The sequence below is a fragment of the Paenibacillus sp. J31R122 genome (assembly GCF_056269185.1).
The window spans coordinates 173,629-199,515 of sequence record NZ_JBWDNM010000002.1 but is presented as its reverse complement, the minus strand read 5'-3'; the positions used below and the strand labels follow the sequence as shown (position 1 = coordinate 199,515).

Sequence of the window (25,887 nt, the reverse complement as noted above, 5' to 3'; positions counted from 1 at the left end):
TGCCAAAAGCTGCTATCTCCATACAAATTACACAACACTTGCTCTGCTATTTCACAAGCAACCAGTTCATCTATAAGCAAAGTAACGCATATCGTATAACATAGCGATTCATATCGCCTTAATTCTTCAACCTTCTGATGAAAACTAAGCATTTATTCAGTCGCCCCTTCAACGCTAAAAAAACCTTCAATTCATTGTATTCGTTTGGGATATGGTAAAAGTTACGAAATAGTTAAAATGAATCCTTTCTTCAATTCATTTCGTAAATATGGTATCCTAAATGTTTCGTCTATGATAATCTATCCATTAGATAATCCATAAATTATAAGTTTTGGAAGTAAGGATGAGTGTATATGGGCTATGAATTATTGTTAACCATAATAGAAGAGGTTGGATACGTAGCATTATTTTTAGTATTATGTCTTGGATTAATTGGTCTGCCGATTCCGAATGAAGCTGTTGTTATGACCGGAGGAGCATTAGCGGCAGCCGGTGTATTGACCCCCATTCCTGCTTTTATTATGACGTTCCTCGGCATATGCTCAGCTATGACATTTGGTTATAGCATAGGTAGATTTGCAGGGAGCAAATTATCTGATTGGTTCAGTCGCAAAAAAAATATAAGTAAGTTTCTCGCTAAATCAGAGCAGCTTGGTGAAAAGTATGGAGGTTACGCCATCAGCATCAGTCTCTGTCTCCCGTTTTTACGTCATGTTACACCATACGTCATGGGGTTCAATAAAATGCTATTCCGTCGTTTTATAATGTTTGCATATCCGTCAGCTTTCGTATGGACACTCATTTATTTCATTATCGGATCATTTGTCGGTGATCAAGTTCAAGATTTATCCGGTCTTATTTATAAATATGGCGAATGGCTCGTATCAGCCCTCATGGTAGTTGGACTTGGATACTTAACTTATAGATATTTTAAAGCAAAGACAAAAAAGGAAAAAATCGAACGCTCGTTATAATCAATCCCAGTCAAGCGGACAATAAGCTCAATTGAATAGCATTATTCAAAAAAACAAGCTCATGAACCATTACCCTTAAGGTTGGTCGCATGAGCTTATTTTATTTACTCAGCTTGATTTACTTCAAGCTTTTCCTTCGCTGCCTCTACTAGAAAATCAAACAGCTCGTCATCCTCTTCAAGCATGTCCTCCAGCTCTAGCAGTTGATCCTCATTGCCGGATTCATTCAAGAAAAACAAGCCATAGCCCCATTCCTTGGCTTTTCTACTTTTATGCAATGTAATTTCATATTGATTGTCATGACCTTCTACTCCAAAATGAACCTTGCCTACATTGCCATCTTCTTTTGAAAATGTCATCGATGCGTCCAATACTGTAATGTTAATCAATTATGCTCTTCCTTCCATTCTTTTATTACTGTAATTGCTGACTCCATAATACCACAGCCAACTGTTAGAAGCACCAGCAATAGCAAGCAGCATAGATGAACGCCTATCCTTCTGCATGCATACATTGAACTACGATAGCAGCAATGGCTGGCTATCGTTCACGTCATGAGAGGATGATTAGGATGGAAATTCAATTAGCGGCGCTTCACTGGGTTTATTTGGGATTTATTGTCGCCATTATTGGATTTATGCTGATGCGCCGAGATACGACTTTAATTTGTATTGCGGGAATTTTGGGAATCGGGATTCTGGCAACCACATCAGCAAGCGGATCAGTTAGCGGTATATTTAACAGCTTTATTTATGCCATTAAGGAATTAATTGGCACCATATTAATCATATCCATTATCGTCGCTATGAGCCGAGTGCTCATTCGTACTGGAATAAACGAAATTATGGTGGCGCCTTTTACTCGGTTTTTAAGAACACCTGCGCTTGCTTTCTGGGGTATTGGACTTATTATGATGGTCACTTCCTGGTTTTTCTGGCCATCTCCTGCAGTAGCTCTCATTGGCGCTGTACTGCTCCCTGTTGCCATACGAGTCGGTCTTCCCGCCCTAGGAGCAGCCGTTGCAATGAATCTATTCGGACACGGCATAGCCTTATCGGGAGATTATATTATCCAAGGAGCACCGAAGCTGACAGCTGACGCAGCTGGTCTTCCGGTAAGCGAGGTTATGCAGGCAAGCATTCCGCTTGTTATCGTAATGGGCCTCGTAACAACAATTGCAGCCTTCTGGATGATGCGTCGGGACCAGCGGATCGGTACCTGGAGAGATGGACTAATCGTCTCCGCAAATGATCCCGTTCAAGCAGTTGACCCTGCAGCAGCAGAGGATCGCAATTCATTGTCATACGGCGTTAAGAAATGGCTCGCCATCATCATCCCGCTCCTATTTGCATTAGATGTAGCGGCCATGTTCGTATTAGATTTACAAGGTGAAGATGCAACCGCTCTCATTGGCGGCACGTCGATTATTATCATGCTTCTTATTACGATGCTTACCCATAAGGGCAAAGGGCTTGAGAAAACGACAAGCTATTTAATCGAAGGCTTCGTTTTTGGCTTTAAAGTATTCGGTCCCGTCATCCCGATAGCTGCTTTCTTCTATTTGGGTGACTCCGGTTTTCTAGCTATGTTCGGCGAGAAGCTTCCTGAAGCTTCTCACGGTATCGTGAACGATCTGGGTATTGCTTTAGCACATGTAGTTCCGGTAAATGGATATATAGGATCGATCACATTAACAGTAGTAGGAGCCGTTACCGGGCTTGATGGCTCTGGCTTCTCGGGCATATCGCTCGCCGGATCTATTGCCCAGTTATTTGGTCATGCTATCGGATCTGGAATTGCTACATTAACTGCACTCGGTCAAGTGGCAGCCATTTGGGTTGGAGGCGGTACGATCATCCCTTGGGCTCTCATACCGGCTGCAGCTATTTGCGGAGTTGACCCCTTCGAGCTGGCTCGCCGTAATTTGAAGCCGGTGCTCATTGGACTCACTGTAACGACGATCGTTGCTATGTTCTTGATTTGAGTCTTCTATTTCTCTTATAAATAATGAGTATAATCCCGAGCAAACAAACGGAACAAATGATCGTGATTACCAAATTCATGGATATGCCAAATGTTTGATCGGGGTCTACTGTAGGCTGTGGCGGGATCGAACCGCTTCCAAGTGCAATAACGTGCTCGCTTGCATCACTTTGTAACGTTATACCGCTGCATAAGCCTGTTTCCAACGCACTCCCGCTGGACCTTGCGTACACAATATAACGTTCTCCCTCTTGAAAATTGAATCCGCAGCTATCTTCATGAAGTGCTGTGATGACTTCTATTTTCGACGTCACATGACCTTTCCATACTTGGTTTACCTGAAAGGAGGCTTTCGTAGCTTTTCCTTGAGAATTAAACATCGAGCTAGACGCTTTTTTAATACTAACTACTTTTCCTTCAAATACAGCATCGCTCCGTTCTTTCCTCTCTTGTACCGTTCCTGGGTCCACACAAGAACATGCGTATGCTTCATTAGAAAATGCAAAAAAGCCTACAACTCCTGATAATATAAAAAAAGCTATAAAAACATTAAACCAACGTAACCTGTTTTTCATCTGGCACCCCTACTTTCTCTATATATCGTTTTTACTTCTATATCATTGGTAAGACGACAGTATTTGGAAAAAAGTTGCATCCAGCTCCACTATTAAATGAGGGCTCTCCCATTCAGCTTATGCTGAATGCAGGATAACCCTCATTTTCTGCTTTTTAAATTCTAATTACAATCCACGAAACTAACGTAATCCAGCGTGTACGAGGCCCAGCAATAGTTCCGGCTAACTTGTCAATCATTATACATATCCTCCATTTCACTTCTACGGATTTTTCATATAAAATAAGTAGTGTATTGATTTAGCTGCAGCGTAACAAAGGCGAGCGTCTATTATTATTTCAACAATAAAGCGGTATTGTTCACATGGAAAGGGATAGAGTACCGAACGTCCAGCATTGAAACTAAATTATACCCGGAGGTATTCACATGTTAAAGACAGCAATTGGCCGATTTCGTATAATCGGAATTTTAGAAGGTATTTCATTCCTAGTTCTTCTATTTATCGCTATGCCGCTTAAGTACTGGGCAGACATCCATGAACCTGTCACCATCGTAGGTGGAGTGCATGGAGGATTATTCGTACTTTATGCATTTGCTTTACTGCATGTTTGGATTAAACATCGCTGGTCCTTTTCAAAGGTTGTAATTGCTTTTATTGCCTCATTTCTTCCTTTTGGTACATTTGTTTTGGACAAGAAGATGCTTCGTAATGAATCTAATCATTAAGCTTCGAGCGGTTTTAGTGATCGCTGATCGTAAAATCGTCGCAATCTAAACGCAATTGAAACTATTGTTCATACTAAGAGTATCATACCAATCAAAAAACCAGTCAACGAAGCTATTGGCCACCTTTTTTGGGCAAATAAGCTGAATTGACTGGTTTTTTTTCACGCGAATTTAGCTCGTTTTCAGAAAAAAGTGCCGTTTTCTCGACAACCAAACATATGTTCGATTTCTTTAAACATGTTTTTCGTGCTTAAAGTCCACTTTTAATCCCCTTTTTCGAGCTAAAAGCCATATTTTCTGCAATTTAAAGACTTTTAGCTCGTTTTTGGAGCTTAATGCCACTTTCTCGCAAGACCAAACGTATGTTCTTATTCGGGATAAAGACTAATAATAAAAAGCGAACGTCCGATGACCTCAGGCTTTTAGGTCGGATGTCCGCTTCCACGTTAGCGATATTTTATAGAACAATAAAGTAAAAAAGTGCAGCAAGCGCGAAGCGATAATAGGCGAACCAGGAAAGCTTGATTTTTTTCATGAGGTTGAACTTCAATAGGCTGGCGAAACGGTTCCGATACAATACAAGCACGGCGAGTACCGCACCAAACTGAATGACGACCTCGAATGTTTTCGCTCGTTCGCCAGTAAACTTCAACAGTTTGCAAATGCAAAACTTACTTCGTAAGCACAGGGTGAGCTGCTTCCCGTTCATGCTCGGAAACAGCTCATATGTCTGCTGACAAGCTGCTTTATATTAGCCTATGCATGTCCGCTCGTATCCATTTCATTTTCTAAGAAATCGGTCTTAATTTCAATTTTCCGAATGCGATTATCATCTCGCTCACGGATAATAAAAGTTGTATGATGGTACTTCCAAGGCTTGCCTACAGTCAAATCCGGATTTTGATTAAACAGCCAGCCCCCGACGGAATCAACCTCATCGTTATCCAAATCCGTTCCGGCCGTTTCATTTAAATCGCTAATAAGCGCCTTTCCGTTTACCATATATCGTTGGGTGTCGATGACTTCGATTTCCTTCACCTCATCCGCATCGAATTCATCTCGAATTTCACCGACTATTTCTTCAATGATATCCTCTATCGTGACAATGCCAGCTGTTCCTCCGTATTCATCGAGCAGCACGGCTATATGCACACGCTCTTGCTGCATATTTTTTAAAAGCTTCTTAATTGGAGTCACTTCAGGAACCGACATAGCCGGCTGAAGGAGTGAAGCAACATCCAGCTCACGATCTCTTTCATAACGAAGGAAAAACTTCTTTGTATTCAAAATGCCGATAATATTGTCCTTGCTGCCTTTTGCGACAGGAAATCTTGTGTACTGCTCTTGCATAATAATTGACACATTCTCTTCACGCGACTGATCCACATATAAGCAAACCATATCTGTTCGAGGAACCATAATCTCGCGCGCAAGACGTTCATCAAAGTCGAAAATCTTGCTCACATAACCGTACTCGCTCTTATTAATTTTGCCGCTTTCATAGCTCTCGGACAAAATAATTCTAATCTCTTCCTCCGAATGCGCTTCATGCTCACTTGCTGGCTTAAAACCCAATAAACGCACTAAACTGTTCGCTGATCCATTAAGCAGCCAAATAAACGGAAACATCAGCTTGTAGAACACAATGATAATTGGTGCGGTCATTTGGCTGATTTGTTCCGATTTAATAATAGCGACCGTTTTCGGAGCAAGCTCACCTAACACGACGTGCAAATAGGTCACGAGCACAAAGGAGATGATAAACGACAGCCACGTGCTAATCTCACCCACTAAATGAAATCGCTCGAATATCGGATGCAATATTTGTTCAATCGTTGGTTCACCGAGCCAGCCGAGTCCAAGTGCTGTAATTGTGATGCCGAGTTGACAAGCAGACAAATAACCATCAAGATTAGTCGTCACTTCTTCTACTGCTTTGGCATTTTTTTTGCCTTCCATCACCATCTGATTGACGCGACTCGAACGCATGCGAATAATAGCGAACTCAGTTGCGACAAAGAAAGCTGTAAATACGAGTAATACAGCAAATATGACAAGTTTTAAAAACATCATAGTCTCCCTCTTGCAAGGGGGTGTAGATATTAGTAGCCGACTTCTACAGACGCATTAACGATATAGATCAAGTCGTTTTTATCGTCTTTATCTGGCAGAACGATGCCACTAGTCGTGAGCATTCCTCCGTCTACCAGTTCAACAGTCACTTGGCCGTATGGCAAAACAGCCTTCACTTGCTCCATGTCCAGCAGCTCCCGGTCGCAAGGCAGCGCCAGCTTAACGCGTACCTTCATATTGTCCAAGCTGCCTCCCGGCAGAACAGATCGGAGCCCAGGCATTGAATTGTGATGGATTGCGTTTTGCACCGCACGTACCGCTGCTTTCGTAATATTTTGACCGTGAAGGTCGCACCCCATGCCAATTTCTATAAAAAATAAGTTGTCCACTTATACATCGTCTCCCTTATATGGATTTTCAATACATCCTCTTCGTATTACTCTTCCCAACTTTCGTCCATGTCAGATACGCCATCCGCTAATCCATGACTCATCGTCGGTTCCATCTGATCAGCTGGCTGTCTGCTGCCAATCAGCGGCATAACATCAACTAAATCAGGCGGCTGCAGCAGCTCAACGGGCGACATTCCTTTATCAAATTGGAAGGCATCGCCTTCAATCACGACGAGGTATCGGCCATTATGCTTGGCAAAATGGATGGAAGCTCCAAATTCTGCAAGCAATCCTTTAACTGTCACGCTATCCAGCTTGAATGAGAACGGCAAATCTGGTTTTTGCTCTACTAATGCCGCGGCAGCAACCTCTACCTGCTCCTTAGACCACCATTCCTGCAAATCGCGCTTTTCGCTCAAAGCCCATACCTCTACCGCATTTTCCTCTTCTCTTCGCTCTGAGCTCTCATCCTCTTGCCATTTGTCGGCAATGTACTGATGAACCATTTCAACGACTTGGTCGCCAATTACCTCAGGTAGCGGCTTCTCATAGGAAACATATTTTAAGAAGTCCTCAAAATATCTTGCGTGCGACGCCTGATGAATTTTCAGCTCCCAATGCTCAAGCATGCCTTCCTCCGGCATATGCGGATACTGAATTGATTTCATGCTGCGCGCGCTAATCGCCATTTCCACTTGTGATACTAAGCTGCGCTCATCGGAAACTCGGGCTATCTTCGGCTCAAAGTCACACTTCAACAAAAATAAAAACGGCTCATCGAAATACGTATTCAGCTTGGAGAGAGCGATTATAAATGCTCCGCCTCTAACTGCGCTCGTATCCATGTATATCCGAACCAGCTCATCCGCTATACCAATAAACCGTTCCTTCGAATCCGCATCGCGAAGCCGCTGGAACAGATTATAGTTTTGATTGCTTCCTAATTCATAGCCGGGTTCAACCATGAAACGACCGATCTTCGTTGGTGCCCCCGCTGTATTCGGGTTGCGTTCAACCTTTCTTTTGACAATTCGCTTAAACTCACCGTCAAGAAATCTCTGAATTTCGCTGTCTTCATAGGAGTCCTCATCGAGCGTCTGATAATGCTTAAATCGTTTGCCGGAAGATGATGCACTTTCCTCACCATCGGTATGAATGACGAAGAAGGATAAATACTGCAAATTAAAATCCACGTTTATTATTCCCCCATAATTACGATAGTCAATTCCTTAAACTAGTAGTTGTAGTGAACCTTTTACCTCATCATGCAAGTGCACCATTATTTATAAGATATAGGGTGCTTTCTGATGGCGATAAGCTGGGCTTCGCTCGGTATCTTCATAGCTACGATTCCAAATGCCAGTCGCTGCTGGAGACATCGGAGGGATAAGCCATGACCAGCGGCCAGTAACGGTTCTTCCAATATCCTGTTCTTGCTTATCAAAGCGAAGGAACTGCTCTGCCGCTGTATGATGATCGACGATACTTGCGCCGCTCTTCTTAAATGAATAAAGCACGGCGACATTAAGCTCAGTTAAGGATTTGTCCTTCCATAATGACGTATTCGTAGTCGTATTGAACCCAAATAAATCAGCAACCTTCGGCAGCTGATTATAACGATCCGAATCAGCTAAGTTTCGCGCCCCGATCTCTGTCCCCATGTACCAGCCGTTAAACGGTGCGGCTTTATATGAAATCCCGCCTATTTCCAGTTCCATATCCGAAATAAACGGAACCGCATACCAGCGTAGATCAAGCTGCTCGAACGCTTCGTTCTCAGGATGAGAAAGAGGAACTTCAAGTACGGTTTCTTCTGGCAAAGTGAACCATTGCGCTGTTTGTTGCCCCTTCTGAATAACAAGCGGCAATAGATCGAAACGGGTGCCGTAGCCCTTCCAGCCCAGCTTCTCACATGCTGCTGTGAATGCTAATGAAGTGGAGTCGCCGATAACCCCTTCGACGCTACTATACCCTGCATAACGCACTAGCTGATGATTCCATATTCGAATACAATTAGGAGAATGATTAGGTGGGAAGATCGTAATAGCTGGACGTATACGTCCGTTGTTCGTAGCGAATTTCATGTGTTGAAAGATACTTTCAGCCGCTCCAGCTTCATCGTTAACATAACGCGCGTCAAACACTTCCAACGACTGCCAAAACAATCGGCCTATACATCGATTGTTGTTTCGCCAGGCCATTTTCGCCCCATGCTTGAGTTCTTCAAACGTATGCGTATAGAAGCCTGTCTGTTCAATTTCCTGTGTAACCTCTTCGATTCTATGCTTCGCATCCTGTTCACTTTTGCCTAGCTCGAAATACGCTTCGCCAATAAACAAAGCTGCTTGCTCGGCCAATTTTTTGCTGGTTGCTGTAATCATAAAAGGGACTCTCCTCCGCCAGCTATAATAAGACTTATAAAATAACAACGACCGCCGTGAAATCCACGGCGATCGATGAGAATAAACGGCTGTCCAAGCAGCCACTCGTATAACAGACCAATCCGGCTTCCGTATCCTAAACGTAACAATAACAGGAAACCACTTTCTTTAGGAAGCAGCTATTCGTCTTCGTTCATATCGAAGTGCTTCCACTGTTTTGTTAAGTATAAATACTATTATACCGAAGTTATGCTTCGCCGCCCAGCAACGATGTCAAATTGCCACGATATAGCAGCTTCAGCTTATGCAAAGCACGTGTACAACCAACATATAACAGCTTTGCATCAAGCCGATCATAAGCATTTTCACCCGAATCAGCGATTAGAACCGCATCAAACTCCAGCCCTTTCGATAGATAAACGGGAACTACCGATAGACCTCCGCCATAAGCGGGCTGCTTACTTTGAACGATAGATGCTTCCAAGCCTTTATCAACCAAATGCTGATAGATTTGCTGACACTCCAAAGCCGTTCGTCCGATAACTGAAATGGTCTCATACTCGCCCTTTGCCTGCCATTCGCGAACATTAGCTTCTATAGATTCCAGCCAAACCTCATTCCTGACTGATTCTGTTACAACAGCGTCTCCGCTCCTAAATACAGGAATGGCTGGCTTAACGCCGCCCGTCATTTCGCCTAATATTTTGTTGGCGAATTCGATGATTTCCATCGTTGAACGATAGCTTCTATTCAGCTCGTGGTAACCGATCAGTTCATCGTCGAATAATGCTGTTAGCTCCGACCAGCTTTGAACGCCAGCATAGGCATGAATACCTTGCTGTAAATCACCTAATACTGTCATCGAAGCGGTTCGTTGGCATAAGCGCAGCACTTCAAGCTGGAATGGTGAATAATCCTGAGCTTCATCAATAACGATGTGATCGAACGCTTGCTTCGGAAGTCCAAACAGCTGAAGCTGGATATACGCTAACGGCGCCAAATCCTCGGCAGCTGCAACATTCTTTTTCAGTCTTTCTGCTGTTTCCTTCGCCATTGCCTTTGGTATGCTTTCAACAATCTGCTTACCTTGAAACAGCGAAGCGTACAGCTGAACCGCCGTATAGGAAGGAATTTTCTTCGTATAACTATTAAACTTGGCCATTGCTTTTGCTCTTATTTTTTTATCGTTAATGTTCTTCATCTTCAGCTCAGATTCGAGCCACCGTCGGATTCTGCTCACGAGCCGATCGCGTTTCTTCATAAGTGTTTCTTCACCGTAATCGGTATTATACCATTCAAGCATAAGCTCGGTTGAAAGCTCCAGCCGATCAATAGGTACAAATGACATGGTGGGTACAATTTTCTGCTCAAAATCAGCAATTCGTTCGTCAATGACTGTTTTAAATAACAAACTGCCTTTAAAGCGACCTGCAGCATGCTCGATTTCATCCGCAGTGCGTCGCTGTTCAAACCAATAGGTCATCGTATCAGAAGGATCAACTACCGTAATTGACTTTTCGAGCAGCTCGATTGTCCAGTCGCTGAACGTAGTCTGCTGAATATCTCCAACTCCAAGCTCAGGAAGCACCCCCGATATATAATCCAAAAACATTCTGTTCGGAGCGAAAATAATCATACGTTCAGCCCGCATTCGATCCGCGTATTGATAAAGGAGGAAAGCCAGCCGATGCAGAGCGACGGTTGTTTTTCCGCTACCTGCTACTCCTTGAATAAATAGCGCTTTATTACGTTCTGTACGGATAATAAGATCCTGCTCGCCTTGAATCGTCGATACGATATCACGCAGCTTATTATCTTTGTTCTCACCTAGTCTATATAATAGAAATTCATCAGTTACCGCGCCTTCCTCCTGGCCTCGCACATAGCTGTCGACCAGACGGACGATTTCTCCCTGACGAATCATAAAATTCCGTTTCAAATGCACGTATCCAGAAATCTCATCATCCGGTGACTGATACGTAGCAGGTAAATCCCCACCCGTAAAGGAATAGAACATACTCGCAGCAGGCGCGCGCCAGTCAATTACAAGCAGCTCTGTGCCCCCTTGTTTCGCGACACCGGCTTTGCCAATATACAAAGGTTTAATCTCACTGCTTGGCAGCTCTTGAAAGTCTAATCGACCAAAGTATGGCTCGCGCTTCGAAATTTCCAGCCGCAATCTACGTTCCTCTTGCTGCAAATCGAGCATTTGCTCCGTAAAGTCGTCCCCTTTGTAGCGTGGACCAATCATTTTCAGTTGTGCTGTAATATCGCGCAGTGATTCAGTTAAGCGATCCTGCTCCTCTTGAAGGGCACTTTGAACCGTCATGTCAGTTACCTCCCAAGCGTAAACGGCCGTACCGTTCAATTTGACGGTACAGCAATCGTTTCGCGGTCATATGTAGTCTTATAAAAAAAGCGAGTTCCAACTATACCATAGGATAACAGAACAAAGCAATTAGAGTTTAACATTTACTGCAATGAAGTAGATTAGCATAATTACTAGGATAAGATTAAGTCCGATCAGAAACGGGATACCAAGTGTAAACGAACGATGCTTCGTTTTGTGACGCCATGCTTTCATACCGAGCATCGTGCCGCAAGCACCGCCAGCCGCACTTAAAATAAACAATCTCTTCTCAGGAACTCGCCTGCGCTGCAGCTTGGCGCGCTTCTTATCCCAGCCCATTAGCAGAAACGTATACGCATTAATAATGATTAAATAAATTATCAAAATATAAAACGACATTGGACATGACACTTCCTTTCTATCAAAGAGAAAAGGCTTTAACATTTATGTGTTTCTCGGTTTTGCGCGGTTGGTTGGCACAGCTGTATAGGGATCATCCGGCCAGTAATGCTTAGGGTATCGCCCCTTCAAATCCTTCTTCACTTCAAAATATGCCGATTCCCAGAAGCTCCGCAAATCCTGAGTCACTTGAACCGGACGCTGTGACGGAGAAAGCAGATGGAGCGTCAAAGGAAGCTTGCCCCTCGCAAGGCGCGGCGTTTCCTTCATCCCGAATAACTCCTGCAAGCGCACCGCCAATATAGGCGTTTCAGGACTGCTATAGTCAATCGGTATTCGTGATCCGCTTGGAACGACGAAATGTGTCGGAACCTGCTCATCCAGCTCCTGTTTCTGCTTCCACGTTAGTTTGCCTTCAAGCAGCTGCAGCATCGACAGTTTTTGTAGATCAGTACGGCTTTTCATACCATAGATGTGCGGCTTCAACCATTGCTCCATCGTATCCAGCAGCCCTTCATCAGAAGCGCCCGGCCAATCGTCGCCGCTCAGAGACATGAGTCGCATACGAGCTTGCAGTTGTAGAGCTTGCTTGTTCATTGGCAGAATGCCTAAGCCTGACTGACGAATACCAGCGAGCAAAACTTCCGCTACTTCATTCTCATCCGGTTGATGAGCTGGAGCTTCGCTTAGTATAATTGCGCCTAACCGGATCCGCCTTCTTGCACGTACCGCTTGGGCTGACGCCTCCCATTCCACTACATCCTCCGTTGTGATGTAAGCTGTCAAATACAGCTCGATATCATGTAGAGATAATTCAGCAGCAATTCGAATGCGGCTTTCTGTTCCTGAATCGTCCAGCTCGCAAGCAGCAAGAAACGGAGAGCGTGACAACGGCTGCAGCTCAGGGAGCACAGCGCCTCTGCCATTCGCCAGCAAATATCTGCCATCACTCCGGCGCTGGGCGATCCGATCAGGATAAGCAAGCGCGAGCAATGCCCCTAGAGGTATTGGGCTTACGGTTGCTGCATGCTTCCCGATTCCTCTTTCCCACTGCGCTGCTTGAGCGATTATACGATAAGCTGCACCACTGCTTGGATGACCATTTCTGCTGTTTTTCCCAGCGCTGCCGTCACGACCCGTTAAGCTGTAAAGCAAGTCCAAACGATGCTTCACATCTACATTCCGTTCTTGAGGAAGCAAATCCCGCTCGCTCAACAAAGCGGCCAATTCACAAGCCTCACGAGTATAACCCCGTTCCGCCGCATGCAGAATCATGGCTCCCAGTCTCGGATGAAGTCCAAGCTTTGCCATTTGCGTACCAGCTTTTGTTACCTTGCCTGACCCATCAATTGCTTTCAATTGCCGCAGAAGTGAAACTGCCTGTTCATATGCCGGAATTGGAGGGGGCGTTAACCATTCTAGTTCAGCAGGAGACTGAATGCCCCACACTGCAAGCTCGAGAGCAAGCGAAGCTAGATCTGCTTCAAGCAGCTCGGGCGCGTTTTGAGCTGGCAAATAAGGATGCTCCTGCTCCGTCCATAGCCGATAACAAACTCCAGGAGCAAGGCGCCCCGCCCTGCCACGTCGCTGATCGGCGGACGCTTGCGATACGGCAACAGTTTCCAGACGAGTCATGCCGGTTCGAGGGGAGAAGCAGGGTACTCTCATTAGACCGCAATCGACAACGATTGTTACCCCTTCTACAGTTAAGCTGGATTCCGCAATGGATGTAGCGAGTACAACCTTGCGTTCTCCGTTCAAGCATGGCGACACAGCTGCATCCTGCTTCTCCAACGATAAGCTGCCATGCAGCTCTTCAATCCGTATATGTGAAGCAAGGCCAGCTTCGGTAAGCCACCTCGCCGTTCGGCGAATTTCAGCGACACCAGGCAAAAAAGCAAGCACATCCCCCTCATTTGCGAGAAGTGCCTCCATGATTGTCCTTCCCATATACGGCTCGATTGGTCCGTTAACACTTGCGGGAGCAAAATTTGTGGATACTGGAAATACACGTCCTTCTGAGCGTACAACAGGGGCATTGCCAAGCAGCTCTGCTATTGGATCCGCATCGAGTGTCGCCGACATAACGACCAATCGCAAATCATCTCGAAGCAGCAATTGTGACTGCAAGCAAAGCGCTAATCCTAAATCGCCATGCAGATGTCGTTCATGAAATTCGTCGAAGAGGATTACTCCGACCTGTTCAAGTGCAGGATCCTCCTGCAGCATGCGTGTTAAGACACCTTCTGTGACTACTTCAATGCGAGTTTTCGGACCGATACGTGAATCAAGCCTTACACGATAACCGACTGTTTCACCCGCTTGTTCGCCTAATGTACTAGCCATGAAATGCGCTGCTGAACGAGCGGCAAGCCTGCGTGGCTCCAGCAAAATAATCTTTTTGCCAGACAGCCAAGTCTGATCAAGCAGCGCCAGCGGTACTCGCGTAGTCTTTCCAGCTCCAGGCTCTGCAACAAGCACCGCATTCACATGAGCTTGCAGCTTCTCAAGCAGCTCAGGTAGTACCGCATCAATTGGCAGTTGATTCATGGTGAAAACTCCTTCTTTTACCTCAATCTTATTTAACAATACGCATCATCTGGACGACAGGACGATTATCCCCTGGTAAAGACGCCTCTTTACTTTTCATCTGCGAGGAGCCGTCACCATCTAGAAAAATACCATCAACCAGCTTACCTTCACCAAATGTATCTATAATGGCTTGACGAAATACTGCTAAAGTCCCTTTAGTTTCACTAACGATCAGATAGATAACGCCCTTATCATCGTAAACTGCCGCGGAACGCAGTCTATCCTCATCTGGAAAAGGTGCATTCTCTAACATGGCTTGCTCCAACCATTTGCTGTCATCGCCAAGACTCATGCTAATGCCGCCTTGTGCCCAAAAGCGATAATGATCCATCACCTTCAGCTCATTTGCGAGTCGAACCACCTGTACGCTGAGCGAGTCAGACGCTCCGTCCCACACAAGCGTACCGCGTGCATACTTCACATTTTCATTACCAGTTCCGTATTTGCCAATTGCTCCATTTACAGGCAGACTATTCACAACACTGATGCTAAGCAGCTGATCCCCGTAAAAGAAGCCGCCGTTAATGCCTACATGATTGGTCAGTGTTACATTGTTTTGAATCGCTTCCAGCGTAATGTTAGATGGCTTCGTCTGCAGCATATGCAATGTCATTCCGTTAGGAGTATTCGCTTTCGTATAGGTATACTGCTTTGCGGCGCTTTGTGCGACCTCATCCGTCTGTGAACGATTGCTTAGCGCCATTATCATAAAATAAAAGATGACAGCTAATGCAAGTAAAATACCAACCATAATACCAATAACCGCGAACATACGCTTTCTACTCAAGCGAGTCGTTTGATTCGTTTGCATAACACTCTTGATCTCCTTAGCCTTATTCATTTAAACCATCCTTTTCGTTTAAACCAAACGAACATGCTAACAGCTGTAATACACATGACACCTAACACAGCAAAGTATCCCCAGCTCCAATCGAGCTCAGGCATATTGTTGAAATTCATCCCATACAGTCCCGCCAAAAAAGTGAGCGGCATAAAAATAGTTGTAATGACCGTCAACGTTTTCATAATCGTATTCATACGATTCGAATTGTAGGATATATAGCTGTCACGTAAGTCAGCCGTCATTTCTCGGCAGGAGTCCATCATCTCTGACAGCTTAAGCAAATGATCGTAGACATCATGATAGAAAGCCATGTAATGCTTCTGCTCGACGATTCGATCGGAGTTGGTTATGCGATAAAGCAAATCTCTCATCGGGATGATTGTCTTACGCAATCGCAGCAGTCTCGATCTGATGCTGAAGATATCGCTCATCGCTGTTTGGTCGGGACCGTCCCCGCTTCCAATCTCCATATCAACTAATTGATCCTCCAGCTCATGTACAGCGGGAAAGTACTGATCAACGAGCTTATCCATAACTTGATACGCTGCATACAAATGCCCATGTTCACCCACTTTTTTAGCTGACATAAGCTTGTTACGGGCTTCATCTATTTCTGGACTTGCCTGATAATGAAACGTCACGATATAACGAGGTCCGATAAATACGTTAACCTCATTCACATTCAGCGTCTTCCGCTCAATCGCATGAAGCACCAAGAAATGAACATCTTCATAATGATCCATTTTCGGACGTTGCAATAAATGATAGCAATCCTCGATTGCCAATGGATGAAAATGAAAAAACGTATCCAGCAGCTTGCATTCCTCTTCATCCGGGACGCTAAAGTCTACCCAATACCAATCGAGATCAATGGAGTTCACTTGATCTAACTTCAGATCCGTGACCCACTTCTTTTCTTTCGTAAAGCCAATAATTCGAATCAACGCTGATGCCCTCCTGTGTTCAAACGCCATATCGTACACACTGATCTGATTACGCGATTGTTCTATTTTACACGAAACAAGCACGTCTGTAATTGAAAATCACCTTTTAAGTAGAAAAAAACGGCATCCCCTTCATTAAAATGAATGGAGATGCCTGTTTGTTTATAAATGAGACATTTATCGATCGTCTAACGGATAGAAGATTAAATTAATTGGAAAAGCTGAACCAGCTGGCGGACTAAATTCGATATCGAGAGATTTCTCATTACCTGTAGTTTTCGCTAAAATAACCATACCATCAAAAGCGGTCAACACGCCAGAGCCTGGCACCTTACGCAGCTCACCATTAACTTTGAATGGTCCTTTGAATACGCCGCCTCTAGCTAAAACCATAATGGCCATTTTCCGAGGGTTCTCGGAATGGATTTTGTATACTGTGCCGTAATTGCCTGGATCTTCTACTTCTATACCACGAAGCGGATCAAAGCCCTTCTGAAACGGATCTATCTTCCCGTCTCCAAAAACGAGCCTCATTGGCTTCTGCAGCCCATTTTCAGATAAATCTACTGCCCAGTCAAAACCGGTGATTGGAAAGGTTCCTCTAATATGTCCGCTGAAAGGAAGCTTCGGAAGATCAAGCATCTTATTCGATACAGTCTTGCTATTAGCGAAGGTGAATTGTACAAGACCATCCGTTTCTACATCATATAATAAATTTACACCCTGCCCCGGATAGAAATCAGGGAATTGCTTATAAACAAACGTTTCACCCGGCGGTATGACCTTCTTCTCATTAACAGGATCATTCATTAGAAAATCTGTAGTCGCCTCGCTGCCAATCAGATTCGCATAAATGGAAGGGTAAACCTCCCCTTTATTAGTCGTTCTAATCGTTACAGGTTCAGACGATAGGTTGGTTGCCAAGATAGCAAATGATACTTTCTCACCTGAGCCATTCAAGTGATCCGCATATAAGCGGCCTTTGCCTGAGAAGCTGTCCTGATAGAGGATGCCTTCCTCTTTGAATGTTTCGGGACTATCGCTTAAAAGAAGCTTTCTAGAAGTGTCCTCTGTGATATCTTTAGGCAAAAGAGGCAGGTTTAAGTAATTTCCGTATAATGTGCTCCAATCCGTCTTAATATAACCGCCTACTGGATTCTTATAGATTGGATACTCAACCTTACTTAAATATACTTCATCCTCAATGACAAGCTTACGTGTATATGGCGCGCTTTTATTTCCGCTCTTGTCCGAAACGGTAAGTGTAATTGGATATGTACCAGCTTCGAAGAATACTTCTTCCTTACCTTCCCATTCGAATTTCACTCCCTCAGCATCGGGATCATAGCTCAGATTCACGTAATTGATCGGTTCGCCAATTTTGTAGCTAGCCTTCGCAAATGTGAATTTTGCTACCGGTTTGGAATTATTCTGATCAGGGTTATAGTTCGAATCCGGTTGATTAACATGCAGGACATCGATACGTCTTAATTCACTATTGTACGTATAGGTCGCACCCATATAATCGGATAACCATGTAAGCTTAATCATTACACGTCCATTCTTAATGGTCGCAACATCTTCAAGCTTAAACCAATAGCCGTTTACGAAAGCCGATTTATTAATCGTATCAAGCATAATGTCGTATTTCGGCGTTTCCATGATCACTTGTCTCTTCTCTTCATTCCATTCAACCTTCATACCAAAAGCATCTCCGAGGAACTTAGCCGGCACAAATGTTTTGCCTTTAATAATAGTAGGAGGAGCGTCCAAGACAACCTGCTCTCCATCTAGGAAAGCTTCAGACTTGTCAACATAAAAGACAACATATGTTGTACCTGAAGTAATTGGCTTTTCTTGTTCAACTGCAAAAGTGACGCTACTAAATGAAAGAAGCATAATCAGTAATAGTGCCATGGTTCTTTGTTTTCTGTTTAATTTCATGCTTAAACTCTCTACTCCTTTATTCTATCTATTTTATTTGACCAGGAAGAAATCTGACTAGGTCGATAGTTAGACGTAAAATATAATAATAAGTTGCATTATTGGCATATTATTTAGAAATACACCTTATATGGTGAGTTGATCTAATATACAGTTTTTAAATGCCGATTAATACTATAGGTACTACGTACTATTCTAATAGAACTTGTGATAGAGAGGAATTAACTACATTAATAATTAATCATAGCAATAAAAAAGGCGGTAACCGAATCAGCATCGGCACCGCCATCTTACTTAAAAGTTATTCTCCGATTTCAGCACCCTGTTCCATATACATGATCTCCCAAAGGTGATTGTCTAGATCCTGAAAGCTCCAAGTATACATAAAACCATGATCTATTGGGTCATTATATGGAATTCCACCCGCTGCTAAAGCCTTATTTACAATTGCATCGACTTCTTCCTTGCTATTAGCTGATAATGCCAAAATCACTTCCGTGCTTTTTGATGCATCGATGATTTTTTTTGTAGTAAATGTTTGGAAGAACTCTTCAACGAGCAGCATAACAAAAATTTGCTCGCTTATGACCATACAGGTAGCATTTTCATCCGTAAATTGAGGATTAAACTCAAAACCAATTTCAGTAAAAAAGTCGATTGATTTTTGCAAGTCTTTGACTGGTAAATTAACGAATATTTTATCCGTTTTTACTCCCATTATTTATCACCTCGCAGTCATAATAACATGCAAGATTTAGGCTTGTCTATTCAAATAATGAAAGTATAATTATTAGTCTTCTTCTTGTGTTTGCGCGGCTTCAAGAACCGTTTCGTACACCGCTTCGCCAATAGCACAGCCAATCGTCGTGGCAGCGCCGGCGTAGGCGTGCAGCGCCTTCCAGTGCCTGTGTTGACTGACTCCAATAACGATTGCGTCCGTCGTCGTTCCCGTAGCTAATTGCCCATTCGCTTGCTCAACAATACCTAATTGCTGCAACGCGGCTGTCTTCGCTTCGGTTGCAGTTATAACAGCATTGACCATTGCCGATTCAGACATCTGTCCATCGATTAGCAGAATTGTATTTATCGTGCCGGGAGTGTATGCTGAGAACGTTTTGCGCGTCAACCCCGATCTCGCAGCATTACTCGTGCCAACCGTAGTGCAGCAAACCAGCTTAAACCGGTCGCCTTCTAGCTCAAGTACTGAAGCATGCGTCAGCTTAGCAGCGGTGATGAGACCGATCGTATGATGCGGATCGGAGCCCCATATTCCACATTGACGCATAATATCATGTACAGGATCATCACATTGATAAGTAAGCGGCACCTTCCAGTTCATAATCCGATTCGCATAAGAGAAGCCGCCTGGATGAACAGCACTGCTTAGCGTGTGTAACTTTTCCGAACAAACCATATCAATTCGGTCTTCCAATAGATGAATGCTAACTCCATTCCAAATCGTAGAATGGTAGTCTAGTCCGCTTCGAAAAGGTTGACTCATCGTTCATCCTCCTTCGCTTTACCGAGCAGCTTATAGATGAGCGGCATATTTAGATGGCTTCGAGCAAGCTCTGCCAATCGGTTGAACGCGCTCTCGCGACGCTCCATGAATCGCAGCTCTACAGGTATCGATAGCAATCCTTTTGATTCACGAATTAGGTTTAACCAAGCTCGGCGAAAGTCATCATTATGCCAAATACCATGAATAAACGTTCCCCACAGCCTGCCGTCCGGCGTGCAGGCACCCTCAGACTCATATTGAAGTGAAGAATTGCCATCCTTCAAGTTAAGCCGCTCACGAATTTGAAAGGGATGTCGAATCGTCCCCTTATCCCGCAGCCATTCTACAGCTCCCATATGAATCTCGTACCCTTCAATCGGCAAGGAATTCATGGAATCATTTAGCTTGCCATGGCCCTCAATTCGAATGGTTTTCTTTTCTTCCGCGAACGATACCTGAAACTCAAAATAGCCTAGACCTTCCGATTTGTCTATTTTCGATTCCACACCCAGCGGATCAACCAAACATGTTCCTAGCATCTCATATCCGCCGCAAATGCCAACCGTCCAGCCGCCCTTTAGAACATGCTTGTGCAGCAATTCTGCGAATCCATTTTGCTTCAGCCATAGTAAGTCTTCTATCGTATTTTTGCTTCCTGGAATAATGACTGCATCGGGATTCCCCCATTGATCTGATCTCTCGATATATCGGAGTTTTACATCTGCTTCGAAGTGAAGCGGGTCCATATCAGTAAAATTAGAAATGCGCGGCAGTCTAATAACCGCTATATCTAACTGATCTTTCTGATCTGAAACTTCTATCTCTTTATTGAAAGACAACTGCTTGCCAAGCGATAAGGAGTCCTCATCCTCCAGCTCTAAATTCGGCATATAAGGCAATACGCCAAGCACTGGTTTGCCCGTCCGCTCTTCAAGCCAATCAAGACCCGGTTGAAGCAGCGATACGTCACCACGAAATTTATTGATAACAAAACCGCAAACGCGATCTCGTTCATCTGGCTCAAGTAGCTCCAGCGTACCGACGATTGAGGCAAATACACCACCACGATCAATATCGGCGACCAAAATGACCGGTGCATCTGCCCATGCAGCCATACGCATGTTGACAATGTCACGATCCTTCAAATTAATCTCTGCTGGACTACCCGCCCCTTCAAGCACGACAATATCATTGGATTCTCGCAGTCGCTTCAGTGATTCTTGGACAATACCGCCGGCTATCGGCAAATAGTTCTCCCGATATTCACGAGCATCAAACTCGCGCAGCGGTTTCCCATGCACCACAACCTGTGATGACATATCGCCAGTCGGCTTAAGCAGAATCGGATTCATATCGGTCGTAGCCAGAATGCCGCATGCATCAGCCTGCATCCCTTGTGCGCGACCGATTTCTTTGCCATCCCATGTCACATAGGAATTGAGTGACATATTTTGCGATTTAAACGGCGCAGTTCGCCATCCATCCTGTGTAAAGATTCTACACAATGCCGCTGTGATTAGGCTTTTGCCGACATCTGATGCTGTTCCTTGCACCATAATCGTATGACCCATTTCAGTTGATGATGCAGACTTATTTTGACTCATATTCATCATCCCTTGCACCTTCCAGCTTGATCTATCACATGTCTCAATGCGTTCAGCAAGAGCTCATTTTGCTCTCTAAGCTTAATTGCCACGCGTATATAGGTATGATCAAGCCCAGGAAACCGCGATGCATCACGAATAAGTACACCTTGCTTTCCCATTTCAAGCTGCAGCATGCTTGCGCTGAGCCCAAGCTGCTCTGGAATTCTTAACAGCAAATAATTGACTGAGCTCGGATTTACTTCGAACCCCATATGCTGCAATTTCGCAGTCAACCAAGGTTTTTCTTCCTCCAGCCACTTCAGCGTTCGTTCAGCGAATTCTACTTCATCCAATACAGCTTCCCCTATGAGCTGAGCTAATGAATTTACACTCCACGGAACCTGAAGTCGCTTCAATCTGCTAAGACCTTTAGGCGTGCCTACAATATAGCCAAGTCGTATACCTGGTATTGAGTAAAATTTAGTCATCGAGCGTATAACAAACAGTCGGTCATTGCTTGAAGCCTCTTTAATTAAGCTGTAACGCGATTCGTTGGGAACGAAATCCATAAAAGCTTCATCAATAACCATATAGGCTCCGCTTTGCAGTAGAAACCGAATAATCTCAGGATCTACAAGCTTCCCAGTCGGATTATTTGGCGAGCCTAGCATAATTAACGTACCCTCAGACGCTGCTAAAGAGAATTGCTCTAATTCCGCTTCCAGCTCAAACTGGCTTTCTGCCGATAGATTAATCTCGTACACGGCTCCGCCAATTTTGCGAACGGCATCCCTGTATTCGTCAAAGCATGGAATAGCCAGCGTTGTAGATTTAGGCTGTATTGCCCGAACAACTAAGTCGATCAGCTCGGCTGCCCCATTGCCTATTAAGATGGATTGCTCGTCGATATCATGATGAAGCGCAAGCTTACTTCTCAGATCGCGCACGGCAGGGTCGGGATATTGTCCAATTATATCCGCATAAGCTAACAATGCCTGCTTAACTCCACTTGGAGGTCCCAGAGGATTCATATTCGAGCTGAAATCGACGAAGGTGTCCGCCGGTTTTCCGAATGCCTCCTCTGCAGTTCGCAAATCTCCGCCATGCCCATATCTCTCCAGCATTTTGTATCAAGCTCCTTCTTTATGCAATTCTTATGAACTGTTATTTTAAACAGCATTTAGCCAAACGACCGCTGCCAGAAGCAGCATCGCTTCAACGGCTTCATTCATCGCACCGTATGTATCACCCGTTAATCCGCCAAGCTTACGATTTAACCAAATGCCTAGAAGACCGCCGGATAGAATGGTAATAAGGAAAAAAGCTAGCACATAGGCAATTGCTTCCGTCAGCTTGACTTGAAAACCCATTAATATGCCGAATGATAGAATAAAGGATACGAGACAAGCTGCTATAACCCCCATTCGATTAACGCCATTAAATAGTTGTCCAATTCCTTCTCCGCGCCGTGCGCTAGGCCAAATCCCAATTGCAGCAGCCATCCATACACGACTCCATATAGGGTTAATTATTAATACCATTAAACATATTGTACTATTTTCCTGAATGAGCAGCTCCGCTATCAAAGATGCTTTGAGCAGAAGAAGAAGTACCGCAGCCAGCACACCCATTGCTCCTACTCGGCTATCCTTCATTATTTCCAACATACGCTCGCGTGAACGATGACTAAGCACACCATCAGCCGTATCCATCCAGCCATCTATATGAAGTCCTCCGCTAAGCGCCGTCCATATCGCGAGAAGAATGACCGCGGCAGGCCATTCAGGCAAAACTAGATTTAACAGCCAAGCTGATGCTGCTAAGCATCCGCCAATGAAAGCTCCTGCTGCTGGAAAATAGATGATACTCCGCGTTAATACAGGTGAGTTGAAGGGAACTGTCATAGGCACAGGCAGACGAGTTAAAAATTGAAAGGCTGCAACAAAAGCTTGAACATGCAGCTTCACCGAACCACTAACCATACCGCGACCACCCCCGCAAATATTATAACGCTAACACTATACAGTAAATAAACGGTAAGCCTAATATCATTCGGCTGCAAAGGTCTTAACGGCCACCCCATTCTTGCACGTTCACTCGATTTACCGAAGTAAACGTTCGTTCCACCGAGTTCAAAGCCGAGTGCTCCTGCAACAGCAGATTCAGGAATGCCGCTATTTGGGCTAGGATGAAATCGCGCAAACTTGATAATAGCTCGCATGGCTTGTCCGGCTTTCATACCAGGAGCTGCAAATGCTGTCAAAGTAAGCAATAGACCAGTTATTCTGGCTGGAATATAGTTTAGCACATCATCCATACGCGCCGAGCACCAACCAAAGTATTTATATTTATCATTGCGATAGCCAACCATTGAATCTAACGTATTCGCTGCGCGATAAAGCATCGCAAGTGGAGCGCCTCCTAATAGAGCAAACAAAATGGGAGACACGAACGCATCTACCGTATTTTCAGCGACCGTCTCTACTGTAGCCCTTGTTGCTTCACGTTCATCAAGCTTATCCGTATCCCTTCCCACTATGTAGCCTACATACTTTCTAGCTTCATCAAGCCTTCCTGCTATAAGAGGCTTATAGACGAGCATCGCAGCTTCTTTCAAGCCTTTAACGGCAATCGTAGTCGAGATGAACCACGCGCTTATCACATAACCAAGCCAAGGATGTATCGCATTTGCCGCCCAAATCAAGCCCCACATCACGCTCCAGCTTATCAATAATGTAGATGCTGTCAGAACAATACCTAGCAGCCTTACAATATGTGGCCGGTCTTCCCTTCGTTCTGGCGCAAGCATACGCTCTATAAATCGAATAAGCCGACCTATCCAAATGACAGGATGGGTCGGCCACTTTGGATCTCCGAAGATCCAATCGATTACGATGGCTGCTGCCGTTAGCAGCAGCAGTTCTTCCATGGAATAATCTATCATAGCTGATCCCAACTAAAAGCTTGCGTTTTCAGCTCGACAGGGATTCCTGCTGTCACTAGAAAAACCCTATCGCATATGGCTGCAACTCGTTGGTTAAGACGGCCTGCCTCATCCCGGAACAGTCTGCCAAGCGGATATTCGGGCACGATACCGTCACCCACCTCGTTTGTAACCAATAGCAGTGTGTAAGGGAATTTCTGAATTGCATTTATTAGCTTGTTCTTTTCTGTTTCATACCGAATTTCACCAAGAGATTCATAGTCGACACGCAGCAGCCAATTTGTTAACCAAAGCGTCAAACAGTCTAACAATACTACCGGAGGCTCTTGACCTTTTTTTACTTCTTCAGTAATTTGTATTGCAAATTGTTGAAGAAGCTCCGCGGCCTCATAAGGCTCCTCAACAGTCTCCCATAAAAAACCAGAAAGCTCGCGATCCTCTCTATGTTTACCGATTCTCTCCGTCATTTCCTCGTCATAGGGCTGACATGTAGCAATATAAATGCCCCGCGCGCCGGATCGCTTCGCGTATTGCTCGGCGAAGCCGCTTTTGCCGCTGCGGGCACCGCCAGTTACGAGTATTGCCATCAATTATCACCTAACCCTTTGATATACCAGCGCTATCGAAAGTCGCCATTTCCTGCATAAGGAGAAGCGCTGCATCAATAAAATGAAAGCACAATACTGCTCCAGTACCTTCACCGAGCCTAAGCTCCAATTGAATCATCGGCAATAAGCCGATGGCTTCCAGCAGCTTCAAATGTCCCTGCTCCTGCGATAAGTGAGAAGCAATCATATAAGGTTTCGTCTGCTCCGCAATTCGAGACGCGACAAGTGCTGCTGCCGATGAAATATAACCATCGATCACTACCGGACAGCCGTTAGCGGCAGCGCCGATAATAACGCCGACCAGACCGGCAATTTCTACGCCGCCAACCTTAGCAAGAACATCAATAGGATCGGCGGCATTAGGATTATTCAAGGCTATTGCGCGCTTAACTACCTCCACCTTGTTCAACCAGCTTGCATCGTTAATACCCGTTCCGCGTCCAACAGACTCCTCCGGAGATAAGCCAGTAAGCACTGTCGTAATAGCTGCGCTTGCCGTCGTATTGCCAATTCCCATCTCACCAGTTGCAATGAGGCGCACACCTCGACGCACCTGTTCATTGACGACCTCGACTCCAACCATAACCGCGCGAATGGCATCCTCACGAGACATCGCAGGCCCCTTTGCCATATTGGCTGTCCCTCTTACAACCTTCCGGCTTACAAGCAGCTCGTGCTCCAGATCAGCGTTAACACCAATATCTACGCATACGACATCTGCGCCTGCTTGTCTGGCAAGCACATTAACAGCTGCTCCGCCATTTAGAAAGTTAATAACCATCTGCGGTGTAACCGCCTGCGGGAAAGCGCTAACCCCCTCTTCACAAACACCATGATCGCCAGCCATCACAATAACTGCTTTATGCGATAAATCAGGCCATAAGTGACCTGTAATACCTGCAAGCTGGCTAGCAATAGCTTCAAGCTTGCCAAGACTTCCCGGAGGCTTCGTCAGTGAATTAGAATGTTGATCAGCTAGCTGTGCTTTCTCCTCTTCAAACGGTTTAATCTTCGCAACGATATTCAGCAATTCATCGTACAAATGGTCATCCATTACTTATTGCTCCTTCGT

The 25,887-nt window shown here is 44.7% G+C and carries 25 protein-coding genes; 3 read left to right on the top strand and 22 right to left on the bottom strand.

The window, feature by feature from the left end:
• The first annotated feature begins 353 nt into the window (after nt 1-353).
• Nucleotides 354-974, top strand: a complete 621-nt coding sequence (locus tag AC0YN7_RS04020; protein WP_475808668.1) for a DedA family protein — start codon at nt 354-356, stop codon at nt 972-974.
• Nucleotides 975-1,078: 104 nt separating this feature from the next.
• On the opposite strand, the gene AC0YN7_RS04015 is transcribed toward AC0YN7_RS04020, so the two are convergent.
• Nucleotides 1,079-1,363 carry a hypothetical protein gene (locus AC0YN7_RS04015; protein ID WP_475808667.1) on the bottom strand — a complete coding sequence of 95 codons (285 nt, stop codon included), beginning with the start codon at nt 1,361-1,363 and terminating at the stop codon, nt 1,079-1,081.
• Nucleotides 1,364-1,545: 182 nt separating this feature from the next.
• On the opposite strand from AC0YN7_RS04015, the gene AC0YN7_RS04010 reads away from it, so the two are divergent.
• A complete protein-coding gene (locus AC0YN7_RS04010; protein ID WP_475808666.1) occupies nt 1,546-2,958 on the top strand; it encodes a hypothetical protein in 1,413 nt (470 codons plus the stop codon).
• On the opposite strand, the gene AC0YN7_RS04005 is transcribed toward AC0YN7_RS04010, so the two are convergent.
• The gene (locus AC0YN7_RS04005) at nt 2,942-3,532 is read right to left on the bottom strand and encodes a hypothetical protein (protein ID WP_475808665.1); all 591 of its coding nucleotides are present in this window, start codon (nt 3,530-3,532) and stop codon (nt 2,942-2,944) included. The genes AC0YN7_RS04010 and AC0YN7_RS04005 overlap by 17 nt on opposite strands.
• Nucleotides 3,533-3,957: 425 nt before the next feature.
• On the opposite strand from AC0YN7_RS04005, the gene AC0YN7_RS04000 reads away from it, so the two are divergent.
• Nucleotides 3,958-4,257: a DUF3817 domain-containing protein gene (locus AC0YN7_RS04000; RefSeq protein WP_475808664.1), complete on the top strand. Its 300-nt coding sequence runs from the start codon at nt 3,958-3,960 to the stop codon at nt 4,255-4,257.
• Between the two features lie 457 nt (nt 4,258-4,714).
• On the opposite strand, the gene AC0YN7_RS03995 is transcribed toward AC0YN7_RS04000, so the two are convergent.
• From AC0YN7_RS03995 to cobT, 20 genes are all read right to left on the bottom strand, one after another.
• Nucleotides 4,715-4,966, bottom strand: coding sequence for a hypothetical protein (locus tag AC0YN7_RS03995; RefSeq protein WP_475808663.1), 252 nt, complete (start codon nt 4,964-4,966; stop codon nt 4,715-4,717).
• Between the two features lie 47 nt (nt 4,967-5,013).
• Nucleotides 5,014-6,327 carry a hemolysin family protein gene (locus AC0YN7_RS03990; protein ID WP_475809103.1) on the bottom strand — a complete coding sequence of 438 codons (1,314 nt, stop codon included), beginning with the start codon at nt 6,325-6,327 and terminating at the stop codon, nt 5,014-5,016.
• Nucleotides 6,328-6,359: 32 nt separating this feature from the next.
• Entirely contained in the window at nt 6,360-6,719 is a 360-nt protein-coding gene (locus AC0YN7_RS03985) for a Lin0512 family protein (protein ID WP_475808662.1), read from the bottom strand.
• Between the two features lie 47 nt (nt 6,720-6,766).
• On the bottom strand, nt 6,767-7,915 hold the full coding sequence (locus AC0YN7_RS03980) for a DUF3900 domain-containing protein (protein WP_475808661.1): 1,149 nt from the start codon (nt 7,913-7,915) through the stop codon (nt 6,767-6,769).
• 90 nt (nt 7,916-8,005) lie between these two features.
• The gene (locus AC0YN7_RS03975) at nt 8,006-9,103 is read right to left on the bottom strand and encodes a nitric oxide synthase oxygenase (protein ID WP_475808660.1); all 1,098 of its coding nucleotides are present in this window, start codon (nt 9,101-9,103) and stop codon (nt 8,006-8,008) included.
• The gene (locus AC0YN7_RS03970; RefSeq protein WP_475808659.1) at nt 9,100-9,252 is read right to left on the bottom strand and encodes a hypothetical protein; all 153 of its coding nucleotides are present in this window, start codon (nt 9,250-9,252) and stop codon (nt 9,100-9,102) included. Before AC0YN7_RS03970 ends, AC0YN7_RS03975 begins: the two co-directional genes overlap by 4 nt.
• Nucleotides 9,253-9,350: 98 nt before the next feature.
• Nucleotides 9,351-11,432: a HelD family protein gene (locus AC0YN7_RS03965; RefSeq protein WP_475808658.1), complete on the bottom strand. Its 2,082-nt coding sequence runs from the start codon at nt 11,430-11,432 to the stop codon at nt 9,351-9,353.
• A gap of 129 nt (nt 11,433-11,561) precedes the next feature.
• Complete coding sequence (locus tag AC0YN7_RS03960) at nt 11,562-11,852, bottom strand: DUF1294 domain-containing protein (RefSeq protein WP_475808657.1); 291 nt, start codon at nt 11,850-11,852, stop codon at nt 11,562-11,564.
• Between the two features lie 45 nt (nt 11,853-11,897).
• Nucleotides 11,898-14,402: an ATP-dependent helicase HrpB gene (gene hrpB / locus AC0YN7_RS03955; protein WP_475808656.1), complete on the bottom strand. Its 2,505-nt coding sequence runs from the start codon at nt 14,400-14,402 to the stop codon at nt 11,898-11,900.
• 28 nt (nt 14,403-14,430) lie between these two features.
• Nucleotides 14,431-15,285: a hypothetical protein gene (locus tag AC0YN7_RS03950; RefSeq protein ID WP_475808655.1), complete on the bottom strand. Its 855-nt coding sequence runs from the start codon at nt 15,283-15,285 to the stop codon at nt 14,431-14,433.
• Nucleotides 15,282-16,232: a magnesium/cobalt transporter CorA gene (corA, locus tag AC0YN7_RS03945; RefSeq protein ID WP_475808654.1), complete on the bottom strand. Its 951-nt coding sequence runs from the start codon at nt 16,230-16,232 to the stop codon at nt 15,282-15,284. The genes AC0YN7_RS03950 and corA overlap by 4 nt, the downstream gene beginning before the upstream one ends.
• A gap of 177 nt (nt 16,233-16,409) precedes the next feature.
• Nucleotides 16,410-18,176, bottom strand: coding sequence for a stalk domain-containing protein (locus AC0YN7_RS03940; protein WP_475808653.1), 1,767 nt, complete (start codon nt 18,174-18,176; stop codon nt 16,410-16,412).
• Between the two features lie 301 nt (nt 18,177-18,477).
• Nucleotides 18,478-18,894: a VOC family protein gene (locus AC0YN7_RS03935; RefSeq protein WP_475808652.1), complete on the bottom strand. Its 417-nt coding sequence runs from the start codon at nt 18,892-18,894 to the stop codon at nt 18,478-18,480.
• 72 nt (nt 18,895-18,966) lie between these two features.
• The gene (locus AC0YN7_RS03930) at nt 18,967-19,677 is read right to left on the bottom strand and encodes an adenosylcobinamide amidohydrolase (RefSeq protein ID WP_475808651.1); all 711 of its coding nucleotides are present in this window, start codon (nt 19,675-19,677) and stop codon (nt 18,967-18,969) included.
• Nucleotides 19,674-21,281 (bottom strand): cobyric acid synthase, encoded by a 1,608-nt coding sequence (locus tag AC0YN7_RS03925; RefSeq protein WP_475808650.1) that lies wholly within the window; start codon nt 21,279-21,281, stop codon nt 19,674-19,676. The genes AC0YN7_RS03930 and AC0YN7_RS03925 overlap by 4 nt, the downstream gene beginning before the upstream one ends.
• A gap of 5 nt (nt 21,282-21,286) precedes the next feature.
• Nucleotides 21,287-22,387, bottom strand: coding sequence for a threonine-phosphate decarboxylase CobD (gene cobD, locus AC0YN7_RS03920; RefSeq protein ID WP_475808649.1), 1,101 nt, complete (start codon nt 22,385-22,387; stop codon nt 21,287-21,289).
• A gap of 45 nt (nt 22,388-22,432) precedes the next feature.
• Nucleotides 22,433-23,245, bottom strand: a complete 813-nt coding sequence (gene cobS / locus AC0YN7_RS03915) for an adenosylcobinamide-GDP ribazoletransferase (protein ID WP_475808648.1) — start codon at nt 23,243-23,245, stop codon at nt 22,433-22,435.
• Nucleotides 23,227-24,207: an adenosylcobinamide-phosphate synthase CbiB gene (cbiB, locus tag AC0YN7_RS03910; protein ID WP_475808647.1), complete on the bottom strand. Its 981-nt coding sequence runs from the start codon at nt 24,205-24,207 to the stop codon at nt 23,227-23,229. Before cbiB ends, cobS begins: the two co-directional genes overlap by 19 nt.
• Nucleotides 24,204-24,794, bottom strand: coding sequence for a bifunctional adenosylcobinamide kinase/adenosylcobinamide-phosphate guanylyltransferase (gene cobU, locus AC0YN7_RS03905; protein WP_475808646.1), 591 nt, complete (start codon nt 24,792-24,794; stop codon nt 24,204-24,206). Before cobU ends, cbiB begins: the two co-directional genes overlap by 4 nt.
• A 10-nt stretch (nt 24,795-24,804) precedes the next feature.
• Nucleotides 24,805-25,869: a nicotinate-nucleotide--dimethylbenzimidazole phosphoribosyltransferase gene (cobT, locus tag AC0YN7_RS03900; protein ID WP_475808645.1), complete on the bottom strand. Its 1,065-nt coding sequence runs from the start codon at nt 25,867-25,869 to the stop codon at nt 24,805-24,807.
• Nucleotides 25,870-25,887: the final 18 nt, after the last annotated feature.